At 64.9% G+C, this 12,108-nt stretch carries 14 protein-coding genes; 11 read left to right on the top strand and 3 right to left on the bottom strand.

What is annotated here, in order from left to right:
* Window positions 1-13 precede the first annotated feature (13 nt).
* From J2808_RS04940 to J2808_RS04890, 11 genes are all read left to right on the top strand, one after another.
* Window positions 14-814, top strand: a complete 801-nt coding sequence (locus tag J2808_RS04940) for a methionine ABC transporter ATP-binding protein (RefSeq protein ID WP_309812496.1) — start codon at window positions 14-16, stop codon at window positions 812-814.
* 323 nt (window positions 815-1,137) lie between these two features.
* Complete coding sequence (locus J2808_RS04935) at window positions 1,138-1,473, top strand: ABC transporter permease subunit (protein WP_309812493.1); 336 nt, start codon at window positions 1,138-1,140, stop codon at window positions 1,471-1,473.
* A gap of 47 nt (window positions 1,474-1,520) precedes the next feature.
* Window positions 1,521-2,957, top strand: a complete 1,437-nt coding sequence (locus J2808_RS04930; protein ID WP_309812490.1) for an LLM class flavin-dependent oxidoreductase — start codon at window positions 1,521-1,523, stop codon at window positions 2,955-2,957.
* A gap of 30 nt (window positions 2,958-2,987) precedes the next feature.
* A complete protein-coding gene (locus J2808_RS04925; RefSeq protein WP_309812487.1) occupies window positions 2,988-3,860 on the top strand; it encodes a MetQ/NlpA family ABC transporter substrate-binding protein in 873 nt (290 codons plus the stop codon).
* Window positions 3,861-3,899: 39 nt separating this feature from the next.
* On the top strand, window positions 3,900-5,138 hold the full coding sequence (locus tag J2808_RS04920) for an acyl-CoA dehydrogenase family protein (protein ID WP_309812484.1): 1,239 nt from the start codon (window positions 3,900-3,902) through the stop codon (window positions 5,136-5,138).
* A gap of 31 nt (window positions 5,139-5,169) precedes the next feature.
* On the top strand, window positions 5,170-5,589 hold the full coding sequence (locus J2808_RS04915) for an MmcQ/YjbR family DNA-binding protein (RefSeq protein ID WP_309812481.1): 420 nt from the start codon (window positions 5,170-5,172) through the stop codon (window positions 5,587-5,589).
* On the top strand, window positions 5,582-6,130 hold the full coding sequence (locus tag J2808_RS04910; protein WP_309812478.1) for a DUF1990 family protein: 549 nt from the start codon (window positions 5,582-5,584) through the stop codon (window positions 6,128-6,130). Before J2808_RS04915 ends, J2808_RS04910 begins: the two co-directional genes overlap by 8 nt.
* A 14-nt stretch (window positions 6,131-6,144) precedes the next feature.
* Complete coding sequence (locus tag J2808_RS04905) at window positions 6,145-6,771, top strand: tetratricopeptide repeat protein (RefSeq protein ID WP_309812476.1); 627 nt, start codon at window positions 6,145-6,147, stop codon at window positions 6,769-6,771.
* 47 nt (window positions 6,772-6,818) lie between these two features.
* Window positions 6,819-7,136, top strand: a complete 318-nt coding sequence (locus tag J2808_RS04900) for a putative quinol monooxygenase (RefSeq protein WP_309812473.1) — start codon at window positions 6,819-6,821, stop codon at window positions 7,134-7,136.
* 77 nt (window positions 7,137-7,213) lie between these two features.
* Complete coding sequence (locus tag J2808_RS04895; protein WP_309812469.1) at window positions 7,214-7,507, top strand: DUF503 domain-containing protein; 294 nt, start codon at window positions 7,214-7,216, stop codon at window positions 7,505-7,507.
* A gap of 458 nt (window positions 7,508-7,965) precedes the next feature.
* On the top strand, window positions 7,966-8,568 hold the full coding sequence (locus J2808_RS04890; protein ID WP_309812466.1) for an endonuclease domain-containing protein: 603 nt from the start codon (window positions 7,966-7,968) through the stop codon (window positions 8,566-8,568).
* Between the two features lie 78 nt (window positions 8,569-8,646).
* Here the strand turns inward: J2808_RS04890 and purL are convergent, their stop codons facing one another.
* Genes purL through purS form a run of 3 tightly spaced genes read right to left on the bottom strand, consistent with a single transcriptional unit; the run spans window position 8,647 to window position 12,009 of the window.
* Window positions 8,647-10,977 carry a phosphoribosylformylglycinamidine synthase subunit PurL gene (purL, locus tag J2808_RS04885; RefSeq protein WP_309812464.1) on the bottom strand — a complete coding sequence of 777 codons (2,331 nt, stop codon included), beginning with the start codon at window positions 10,975-10,977 and terminating at the stop codon, window positions 8,647-8,649.
* The gene (purQ, locus tag J2808_RS04880; protein ID WP_309812459.1) at window positions 10,974-11,756 is read right to left on the bottom strand and encodes a phosphoribosylformylglycinamidine synthase subunit PurQ; all 783 of its coding nucleotides are present in this window, start codon (window positions 11,754-11,756) and stop codon (window positions 10,974-10,976) included. The genes purL and purQ overlap by 4 nt, the downstream gene beginning before the upstream one ends.
* Before the next feature lies 1 nt (window position 11,757).
* Window positions 11,758-12,009, bottom strand: coding sequence for a phosphoribosylformylglycinamidine synthase subunit PurS (gene purS / locus J2808_RS04875; RefSeq protein WP_066287204.1), 252 nt, complete (start codon window positions 12,007-12,009; stop codon window positions 11,758-11,760).
* Between the last annotated feature and the right edge of the window lie 99 nt (window positions 12,010-12,108).

Here is a 12,108-nt window from a genome sequence, read left to right as displayed (position 1 = left end):
CAGGTGATGACCTGTGATTGAGATCCAGAACGTCAGCACCTCATTCGACTCGCCAAGCGGCCGCTTCACGGCCGTTGATGATGTCAGCCTGCACATCAAGCGGGGCACCATCCAAGGCATCATCGGGTTTTCCGGAGCGGGCAAATCCACCCTGCTCAGGAACATCAATCTGCTCGAGCGCCCCACGTCGGGACGCATCCTGGTGGATGGCGTCGACCTCTTGACGCTGTCCGATGCTGAGCTTCGCACGAAGCGGCACGACATCGGGATGATCTTCCAGCACTTCAACCTGCTCAACAACCTCACGGCGCAGGAGAATGTGGAGCTGTCGCTGAAGTTCGCCGGCGTCGGGAAGGCGGAGCGCCGCCGTCGTGCTGCCGAAACCTTGGAAATCGTGGATCTCGGCGACAAGGCGGGAGCGTATCCGGCCAAACTCTCCGGCGGCCAGAAGCAGCGGGTGGCCATTGCCCGAGCTCTTGCTACCGAGCCGAAAGTACTGCTCTGTGACGAGCCGACGTCGGCCGTTGACCCCCGGACGACGGCGTCGGTCCTGCAGTACCTGGCCGACGTCAATGCGAAATTCGGCATCACGATTGTGGTGGTCACCCACGAAATGAATGTCATCAAGGCCATTGCTGACAACGTTGCGGTCATGGAAGAGGGCCGCGTTGTGGAGCAGTTCGACCTCAGCGAGCTGCAGCGGCCAGGCTTCCACCCGGCGACACAGAGTGGCCGGTACCTGATCTCCGACGAGATCCAACTCGACCGCTCCGCCCACGCGAAAGCCGTTTCGGAAGGCCTGCTCAATGTTTGACCGCATCCTCGAAGTCCTGCCCGAAATCGGTGCTGCCATGGGGCAGACCCTCACTATGCTGCTGGTCGCCATCCCGCTGGCGGTGCTCCTCGGTACACCCTTGGGCGTTTTGCTCTACACCATCGGCCCCAATGGGCTGAAGCACCGGCCCAAGCTGCACCGCATCCTGGACGGGCTCGTCAATTTGATCCGGTCGTTTCCGTTCCTGATCCTGCTGATTGCCATCATTCCCGTCACCCGGTTCATTGTGGGCAGCACTATCGGCACGGCCGCCGTCATTGTCCCGCTGACCATCAACGCCATTCCCTTACTTCGCCCGCTTTGTGGAACAGAACCTCAGCCAGCTCGGTGGCGGCGTGGTGGAGGCGGCCCGGTCCATGGGAGCCAGCCGGTCCCAAATTGTCCGGGACGTCCTGATTGTGGAGGCGAAGCCCGGGCTGGTCAGCTCCATCACCATCATGACCGTCAGCTTCATCTCCTATTCGGCGATGGCCGGCCTTGTAGGCGGCGGCGGGATCGGCGACTTTGCCATCCGCTACGGGTACTACCGCTACGAAACCCCGCTGATGATTACCGCCATTGTGCTGATGATCCTGCTGGTCACCATCGTCCAGCTGGGCGGCTCGTACATTGCACGGCGCCTGGACAAGCGTCTCTGACCCTGCCCAGCACGCGCACGCCACCACAACCCCTGGAAAGCACTCCCATGACTTCAACGCCCAGTACCCGCTTCGACGGACCCCGCCCCCGCCTGCTGATCAGCGCCTTCGTGATGAACACCAGCAGCCACATCATGGGCGGCCAGTGGCGGCGCCCCGAAGCGCAGCAGCACCGCTTCAACGAACTTCCACTGTGGATCGACTTGGCCCGCCAGCTCGAAGACGCCAAGTTTGACGCGATCTTCTTCGCCGACGTCGTGGGCCTTTACGGCGATTACGACGGCGGGTGGGCGTCACTGCTGAAAAAGGGCCTGCAAGTGCCCTCCAATGATCCGCTCATCCTGCTGTCTGCGCTCGCGGTGGGAACGAAGGACATCGGGCTGGCCGCGACGTCGTCTGTCATCCAGAGCCACCCATTCCAGTTCGCCCGGCAGATGTCCACCCTGGACCACCTCAGCGGCGGACGCGTCGCGTGGAACATCGTCACCAGCGTGCTGGAAAACGCGCACCGGAATTTCAACGCCACTGAGCTGACGAAGCATGACGAACGCTACGACTGGGCAGACGAATACGTCGAGGCCGCCTACAAACTGTGGGAGGGCTCCTGGGAGGACGGCGCCCTGCTCCTGGACAAGGAAAACGGCGTCCACGCCGACCCGGAAAAGGTCAGCAAGATCTACCACCGCGGGCCCCGGTACTCCATTGACGGGCCGCACCTTTCAGCCCCCTCACGGCAACGCACCCCGGTGCTCTTCCAAGCGGGCAGCTCCGGCCGCGGCCAGCAGTTTTGCGCCGCCAACGCGGAGGCCACCTTTACCTTGGCACCGAACACGGACGTGGCCGCGAAGTACACGGCAGCAGTGCGCGAACAGGCCGTCGCCGCGGGGCGCCACCCTGATGACGTGAAGTTCCTCCAGGGCATGCACTTCGTGGTGGGCGGCACCGCGGCCGAGGCCGCACGCAAGGCCGATGAGTTGGAGGAAAGCCTCGACATCGAAGCCCTGCTGGCCCACGTGGGCGGCGGCTTCGGCGTCGACCTCGGCGGCCTGCCGCTGGACACCCCGCTCGGCGACCTTGAGACCGAGGGCAGCCAGGGCCATCTGACGGCGATAAGGGCCTCCGTCCGCGGCGGAAACCCCACCCTCCGTGACATTGCGCTTTACCGCAGCCGGGCCAACCGCGTGGTGGGAACACCAGAACAGATTGCCGATCGGCTCGAGGAATGGCAGGACGCCGGAATCGACGGCATCAACATCATCAACCAGACCATCCCGGGCTCGTACACCGACTTCATCGAGGGTGTGCTGCCCGAACTCCGGAGCCGCGGCCTGGCGCAGTCCGACTACTCGCCGGGAACCCTGCGCGAGAAGCTCTTCAGCGCCGGACCCCGCCTTAACGACCGGCACCCGGCCGCAGCCTTCCGGGGAGCCTTCACGGAATTCTCCGCAGCCGCAGAAAACAAGCCAGCCACCATCAGCGTTTAGTACGCCCCACTTCCAGAAGGACCAAGAACAATGCAGCGTAGAAGTTTCCTCAAGTATGCCCTCGCGGGTGCCGGCGCCGTGTCCGTTTCGGCACTCACCGGCTGCGGCCTCGTGAACCCGGGCGGCGCCACCGCGGCCAGCGGCGGCAAGACCATCAAGATCATCGTCACGGAGTCGGCGCCGTACCAGGAACCCACCAAGATTGCCCAGAAGCTCCTCGAAGCCAAAGGCTGGACCTTGGAGCCCACCTACGTCACGGACATCATCCAGCCCAACCTGGCCGTGGCCAACGGCGAATTCGATGCCACCTTCTTCCAGCACAACGCCTACCTGAAGCAGTTCAACCAGGACAAGTCGCTGGACAACGTGGGCCTCTTCTACGTTTACAGTGCACCGGGCGGCATCTGGTCTGACAAATACAAGTCCCTTGACGCGCTCCCGGACGGCGCCAAGATCGGCATCCCGGTGGACCCGGCCAACAACGGCCGTGCGCTGTTTATGCTGCGGGACGCCGGCCTGCTGGAGCTCTCGGAGGCAACGGTGATCCACACGTCGCAGGAGAACATCACCGCGAATCCGAAGAAGCTGCAGTTCGTCGAGGTTGACCAGCAGTCCCTGGCCAAGACCCTGCCCGATGTGGACGCAGGCTTCCTGGTGGCCCGGATGGCAGCCGACGCCGGACACACCAAAGCGGATGCGCTCGCCTTCGAATCGGACACGGACCAGATTCCGTTCCGGATCGTGGTGGCAGGCCGCAAGGACTTCGCCGGCTCGGAGAAGGCCGCCGCTCTCAAAGAGGCGTACCAGTCGCCCGAGGTCAAGGCCTGGTTTGCCAGCTACCAGAACGGGATCCTGCCCACGCCCTGGGACCAGGACCCGGCCGCTGACATTACCAAGCTCTAGCCCGGGCACCCTGGCCTGCACCATGAAAACGGAGAACTCATGACCTACGCACCCGAGACCACAGTGCCCGCGCAGGCAGCATCGGCCGAGGCGGCGTACGAGAAGCTGGCGGGGCGGTTCCGGCCGGTCTTTGCCCGCATCGCCGAAGGGGCGCTGGCCCGTGAGCAGGACAGGGTCCTGCCGTTTGAGCAGGTCCGCTGGCTGAACGAGGCCGGCTTCGGACGGTTGCGGGTGCCGGTGGAGCACGGGGGTGACGGCATCGGCTTCGAGCCATTCTTCCGGTTACTCATCGAGCTCGCCGAGGCCGATTCGTCCGTGGCCCACCTCTACCGCTCGCACTTCGCCTTTGTGGAGACGGTGGGCCTGGAGCCTGAGGACTTCCAAAACCGCTGGTACCCCCGCGTGGTGGCGGGCGAGATCTTCGGGAACGCTGCAACAGAGAGGTCCGGAAACGTCATCGGGACCACCGGCACCACTCTCAGCCGTGACGGTGAGGACTGGCTGCTCAACGGCAGGAAGTTCTACACCACCGGCACCATCTTCGCCGAGTGGATCGCCGTGACGGCCAGTACCGAGGGAATCGACGGCCGGCAGTATGCCGTGGTCCGCACCACGCAGCCGGGCGTCGAAATCCTTGACGACTGGGACGGCTTCGGCCAGCAGCTGACGGGGACGGGCACCACCATCTTCCGCGACGCCGTCGTGCCCCAAGCGAATATCATCCAGCGGTCGGTGTCCACGACGCACGAACCGGCGTTTTTCCAGCTGGTTTTGCTCGCCGTCCTCGCGGGGATCGGCCGGGCGGCGCTGGCGGACGCCCGCTCGCTGGTTCGTGACCGGAAGCGTACGTTCAACACCGGCTCAGGTGAGCTGTTCCGCAATGACCCGCTGATCCTTCAGCTGGTGGGGCATCTGTCCGCCAAGGTCTTCGCCGCGGAGTCCGTGGTGCTTGCCGCCGCGCGGGAGCTCGACGCCGCGGCCGATCCGGAACTGGACCTCACGCACGTGCAGCGGTACGTCCGTGGCGAGGTCGCCGTGGAAAAGGCCCAGCTGCTGGTGCCCGAGCTGGTGCAGTCGGCCGCCCAGCAGCTTTTCGACATTACCGGAGCCTCGTCCACGTCCAAGTCGAAGTCCCTGGACCGGCACTGGCGGAACGCCCGGACAGTTTCCACGCACAACCCGGCAGTGTTCAAGGCCCGGATCGTGGGCGACTACGAAATCAACGGCACTACCCCGGAAGGACTGCACAGCATCGGGGATGTGCGCACGGCGGGTTAGGGATGTGCGCACGGCCCGATAGGCTCGTGCCATGGACCCTGCTGCACTCCGGGAATTCTGCCTGAGCTTTCCCGGCGCCTTCGAGGATTTTCCCTTCGGCCCGGAAACATCCGTGTTCAAGGTCCGGGCGCACGTTGCCGGCGGCGCGAGGCAGGAAGCCAAGATGTTCGCGTCGTCCGCGCTGGATGCCCGCGACCTGTCTGTGAGCCTGAAATGTGAGCCTGCCTTGGCAGAACAGCTGCGGGCCGCCCACCCCGAAATCACCGGTGCCTGGCACATGAACAAGACTCACTGGAACGGCGTGCGGCTGGACGGGGGCCTCCCGGATGCCATGGTCCGGGACATGGTGGAGGATTCCTACGACCTGGTGGTGGCGTCCCTGAGCCGGAAACAGCAGGAACAGCTCGGGTGGGCGCGGTTGACGGGATCCCTGGACGGCCACGTTGGCTGACAAGCGGCTGGTAGGCGGCCGGCTAGATTACCCCGGTGTCGGCGCCACGGAGAATGGCCGGCCGCCGGCGGGGTACCCCTGCCTGGTGTCCCAGGTTTACCTTGGCGATGGTCTGCCGGTTTACCGCCGCGTGGCGCAGGGCATCCTGACGTGGGAACTGCAGCGGCGGTCCGGTCTGCGCGTCCGGGCCGAGTCTGACGTCGTCCGCCCGGGAACGCGCGTGGTGAGCGGATTCGGCGTCGGACCTTTCCGCATCAACGCCCCCTGCGAGGTGGTCTGGGTCCGGCGGCCGCTGCCGGGCGACGGGCCGCAGGCGGCGGGCTTCGGGTACGGAACGCTGCCCGGACACCCGGCGCGCGGCGAAGAGGCCTTTGAGGTGGAGATTGACGACACTGGGCGGGTGTTCCTTAAGATCACCGCCTTCAGCAAGCCTGCCAACTGGTTCTATCGGGCGGGAGGCCCGGTGACCCGGGCGGCGCAGAGGCACGTCACTTCGCGATACGTTGAAGGGGCACGCCAACTCGCCGCAGGTGAAAGCTGATCAGGAGAAGGTACATGCTGGACCAAGAGACCCTTGACCGCCTTTGGAATTTTGAGGATCCCGAACTGTCCGAACAGCGTTTCCGGGACGCCCTTGCCGATCCGACCTACGACACCGACGAAAAAGCCGAACTCGCCACGCAGTTGGGCCGGGCCATTGGCCTGCAGGGCCGCTACGAGGAGGCGGATGCCCTCCTGGACTCGCTTGACGGGGAGGAAGAACCCAGCGTCGGCGTACGCATCCTGCTGGAACGCGGACGCGTCCTGAACTCCAGCGGCCACGCCGCCATGGCCGTACCCCTGTTCGAACAGGCAGCGGAGCTGGGAGACCACCTCGGCGACGAATTCCTCGCCGTCGACGCGTTACACATGTTGGCCATCGCCGACCCCGCCCATGCGGAAGCATGGACCCGGAGCGCCCTCGAATACGCGTCCACCGCCCACGACCCCCACACCCGGCGCTGGATGGCTCCGCTGCACACCAGCCTTGGCTGGGCCCTCCACGGTGCCGGACGCTTCACCGAAGCAATGGTGGAGTTCCAGCTCGCCGAGCAGTGGGCTGAACAGTCCGGAACAACGGCGCAGCAGCAGCACGCCCGCGAGGCCATCCTGGCCTGTGAGCTCGACGTCACGGCCGGCTGAACGGCCCGCACCCCACGCCAACCATTACCGAACAGAAAAGGAATCCCATGATCTTCATTGTGGTCAAGTTCCAGGTCAAGCCAGACTGGTCCGAGCGCTGGCTCGGCCTCGTGGACGACTTCACAAAGGCAACCCGGGAGGAACCCGGAAATCTCTGGTTCGACTGGTCCCGCAGCGTGGATGATCCCCACGAGTTTGTCCTGGTGGAAGCCTTCCAGGATGATGCTGCCGGGGACCATGTCAACAGCGCGCACTTCAAGCAGGCCATGGCTGACATGCCGCAGGCCCTTGCCGAAACCCCGCGGATCATTAGCCGCCAACTCGACGGCGATGGCTGGGACCGGATGGGAGAACTCACCATCTGACCGCCATCGATTGCTCCGTAACGGTCGTTTTGAGTCCCCAGAACGACACTTACGGAGCAATCGATACGATATGGAACATGTGGATCGGCTGGATTGAATTCGATATCCTCCTGGGCGATGTCCAGAGCCTGAAGGAAAAGCGCTCCGTCATCAGGCCGCTGCTGGCCGAGCTCAAGCGCCGCTTCGATGTGTCGGTCGCAGAGGTGGGGGACCACGATCAGTACCGGCGCTCGCAGGTGGGCGCCGGCCTGGTGGCAGCCGACCGGGCGCACCTCGTGGAGGTGCTCACCGCCGTCGAACGTTTTGTGGCCGCCAGGCCCGAGTTTGAGCTGCTCAGCGCCCGCCAGCGGGAGCTCCACAGCGAGGACTAACCTCTCATCGACTGCTCCATAACCGTCGTTTTGAGTCCCGAAAACGACAGTTACGGAGCAGTCGATGAGGGGTGTGGATAACTTCTGCGGCCACCGCTGGATTCTGCTCTGATGAACCCATGAGAACTCCGCGCCCACTGCCCACGGCACTCCAGGACCGCCCCTTCACCGTTTCCGAAGCTGGGCGTGCCGGAGTGTCGGACCGGCGGCTGAGGCACCGTACGCTCCACCGCTTGGGCCGCGGGATACGGTCTGAAGGCCCGACGGCGGAGCTTCCCTTAGGTGTCAGGGTGCGGCCTTTTATTGAGGTCAATGAGCGATGCGCGGCATCGCACCTCACTGCGGCGGAGATGCTCGTGCTGCCGCGCCGTCAGCAGAAGGGGACTCCAGAGATGTTTCACGTCATCAGGCCTGAGGGCTCGGCACACCTGAACAGGCCGCATGTCATTGTGCACCGAATGAAGCTCTACAGCGACGAAGTCACCACAGTTGACGGGATACCCGTGACCACTCCTGAGCGAACGTGGCTGGACATGGCGGAAATGCTCACGGTGGACGAGTTGGTGGCGATGGGGGACAGCTGTGTGCGTGTGCCGAGGGCGGCGTTTGAGGACCGGGACATGGCGCTCTGCAGCGTGGCGGATCTTCAGCGAATGATCGACAGGCACAAGGGAAAGCGCGGGATACGCAGGGCCAAGGAAGCCATCAAGCTCATCCGGGTCGGCTCCGATTCGCCGCAGGAGACGCTGCTTCGGCTGGCCGTGGTCAGGGCAGGGCTGCCGGAACCGGAGTTGAACGTGCCGATCGTCGGCGAAGATGGAGTCCGCCATCACGAGCCGGACCTGTCCTACCGCAAGTACCGGATCGGGATCGAGTACGAAGGCGAGCATCACGGCGACGAAGGGCAGATCGTCCGGGACATCACGCGTTCTGAGAGCTACGAGGCCCTGGGGTGGACCGAAGTCAGGATTTCCAAACGGCACATGTTCAATGACGCCAAGACCGGGGTGGCTAAGATTCGAACAGCTTTGATCCAGGCGGGCTGGAGCAAGGGCCATTAAGCATCGATTGCTCCGTAACTGCCGTTCTGAAGGTTCAAAAGGGCGGTTACGGAGCAATCGATGAAAGGGGCAGGAGGCCTAGCCGAAGTACTTCGGCAGGGTCCCTTCGTGGGCTTCGCGGAGGGCATCAAGGGACAAGGTGTCCACGCCGTTGATCTCCAGCTGGCCGCTGGCTCCGTCCACCACACCGATCCGGACGTGGGCAAAGCCGCGGGCCGTGCACATGTCCTTGAAGCGGACTTCCTCGGAGCGGGGCACGCCAACAACTGCACGGCCCTGGGTCTCGGAGAACAGTGCCGTGAAGAGGTCCACGCCGTCGCGGTCCAGGACGTCCTGCAGGGCGATCCGGGCACCCACGCCGTAGCGCAGGGAGGACTCCACGAGGGCTGCCGCGAGGCCGCCTTCGGAGAGGTCGTGCGCGGAGTCCACCATGCCGTCACGGGATGCGTTGATCAGGATCTCACCCAGCGCGCGCTCGGCGGCGAGGTCAACCTTGGGCGGAAGTCCACCGAGGTGGCCACGCATGTTGGCCCATTCGGAACCGTCCAGTTCTGCCGCCGTCGTACCCAGCAGGTAGATGGCCTGGCCGTCCTCACGCCAGCCCGACGGCGTGCGGCGGGCGACGTCGTCGAGCTTGCCCAGCACTGCCACCACGGGGGAGGGGTGGATGGGTGTGGTGCCGGTCTGGTTGTACAGCGAGACGTTGCCGCCGGTGACCGGGATGCCCAGCACCATGCAGGCGTCGGACAGGCCGCGGATGGCCTCCGCGAGCTGCCACATCACGTCCGGGTCCTCGGGGGAGCCGAAGTTCAGGCAGTCACTGACGGCCATCGGCACGGCGCCGGCGGTGGCCACGTTGCGGTACGCCTCGGCCAGGGCCAGCTGTGCGCCGTGGTACGGATCAAGGTAGGTGTAGCGGCCGTTGGCGTCGGTGGCCAGGGCAACGCCCAGGCCGGTCTCCTCGTCAACGCGGACCACACCTGCATCGTCCGGGAACGCCAGGGCCGTGTTGCCACCCACGTACCGGTCGTACTGGTTGGTGATCCAGTCCTTGCTGCACATGTTCGGCGAAGCCACGAGCTCGGTGACGGCCGCGGCCAGTTCCGCGGGGGCGGAGGGGCGGCCGGCATCCTGCACGGAGCCGGTGAAGGAATCGGCCTGGACGGAGTCCTGCCAGGAGGGGCGGGCGTACGGGCGGTCATAAACCGGGCCGTCGTGTGCCACCGTGCGCGGGTCGACGTCCACGATGACTACGCCGTCCCAAGTGATGATCAGGCGGCCGGTGTCGGTGACCTCGCCGAGCCAGGAGTACTCCACGGCCCACTTGTCCATCACAGCTTCGAAGGCTTCGATGTTCTCCGGGGTGACCACGGCCATCATGCGTTCCTGCGACTCGGACATCAGGATCTCGCCCGGGGTCAGGGTGGGGTCGCGCAGCAGGACGGAGGTCAGCTCAACTTCCATCCCGCCGTCGCCGTTGGAGGCCAGCTCCGACGTGGCGCAGGAGATGCCAGCGGCGCCGAGGTCCTGGATGCCCTCAACGAGGGAACCCTTGAACAGCTCGAGGCAGCACTCGATGAGGACCTTCTCGGCGAAGGGGTCGCCCACCTGGACGGCGGGGCGCTTGGACGGCTTGGTGTCGTCGAAGGACTCGGAGGCCAGCACGGATGCGCCGCCGATGCCGTCGCCGCCGGTGCGGGCACCGAACAGGACCACCTTGTTGCCCTTGCCGGAGGCGTTGGCGAGGCGGATGTCCTCGTGGCGCATAACGCCGACGGCGAGTGCGTTCACCAGCGGGTTGCCCTGGTAGACGGAGTCGAACACCATTTCGCCGCCGATGTTGGGCAGGCCCAGCGAGTTGCCGTAGCCGCCGATGCCGGCCACGGCACCGTGCATCACGCGGGCGGTGTCCGGGTGGTCGATGGCGCCGAAACGGAGCGGATCCATCACGGCCACGGGGCGTGCGCCCATGGAAATGATGTCGCGGACGATGCCGCCGATGCCGGTTGCGGCACCCTGGTAGGGCTCCACGAACGACGGCGAGTTGTGGGACTCGATCTTGAACGTTACGGCCCAGCCGTCGCCCAGGTTGGTGACGCCGGCGTTTTCGCCGATGCCCACCAGCATGTCCTTCTTCATCTCGTCGGTCACCTTGTCGCCGAACTGGCGCAGGTGGTTCTTCGAGGACTTGTAGGAGCAGTGCTCGCTCCACATGACGGAGTACATGGCCAGCTCGGCACCGGTGGGGCGGCGGCCCAGGACCTTGACTACCTCGTCGAACTCGTTCTGCTTCAGGCCAAGTTCGGCCCATGGCAGTTCGGTGTCCGGCGTCTTGGCAGCGTTTTCGACGGTGTCGATGTTGAACTTCTTGGTCTCGACAGGCTCGACCACCGAATTGATCTCGGTCATTTGTTGCCTCCCACAATCTTGTTCAGTACGGAGGTGAAGAATCCGAGGCCGTCGGTGTCCGTGTCACCGATTCCGTCGAGCGACTGGGGGCCGAAACCGACCTCAACAGCGTGCTCCGGGTGCGGCATAAGGCCCACCACGTTGCCGGCGGCGTTGGAGATGCCGGCGATGTCGCGGCGCGAGCCGTTGGGGTTGAAGCCAACGTAGCGGAACACCACACGGCCTTCGGCTTCGAGCGCATCCAGGACTTTTTCGTCGGCGATGTACTGGCCATCCTGGTTCTTCAGCGGCACCGTGATTTCCTGGCCGGCTTCGTAATCCAGGGTCCAGGCGGTGTTGCTGTTTTCCACCCGCAGGACCTGGTCGCGGCACATGAACTTCAGGTGGTCGTTCTTGATCATGGACCCGGGCAGCAGGTGCGACTCGGTCAGGATCTGGAAGCCGTTGCAGATGCCCAGCACGGGCAAAGGATTCGAGGACGCGGCGCCTGTTGCTGCCTTAATGATCTCGGACATCAGCGGCGCAAAGCGGGCGATGGCACCGGCCCGCAGATAGTCGCCGTAGGAGAAACCACCGGGAATTACGACGGCGTCCACGTCACCAAGGGTGGTGTCGGCGTGCCAGAGCGGCACTGCGGTGCCGCCTGCCAGGCGGACTGCGCGGGCGGCGTCGCGGTCGTCAAGCGTGCCGGGGAAGGTGACAACACCGATCTTGGCACCCGCGAGCCGGGGCTCGGCGGCGACGGCGATTGCCTCGCCAATCAAGGGAAGTTCAGTCATCTCAGGCCTCGACGACCTCGACGTTGACGACGTCCTCGATCACGGGGTTGGACAGCAGGGTCTCGGCGGCTTCGCGGGCCTGGGCCAGGATTGCGTCGGTCACCTCGCCGTCAACCGTCAGTTCAAAGCGCTTGCCCTGGCGGACAGAGCTAAAGCCGGTGAAGCCCAAACGGGGGAGTGCACCCACGATGGCCTTCCCCTGCGGGTCCAGAATCTCGGGCTTGGGCATGACGTCAACAACGATCCGGGGCATCCGGCAACTCCTGTGCGTGAGCATTGGGTAAGGGCGCAGCGGAGTCACGCCGTCTTACGCCGTTCCGGAAAAGTTGGGTACCGCTTTTTGAGCAGTGTC

Origin of the sequence: Pseudarthrobacter sulfonivorans, from assembly GCF_031454915.1 — a bacterium.
Lineage (GTDB): Bacteria > Actinomycetota > Actinomycetes > Actinomycetales > Micrococcaceae > Arthrobacter > Arthrobacter sulfonivorans_C.
This window is presented reverse-complemented; position numbering and strand designations above follow the sequence as displayed.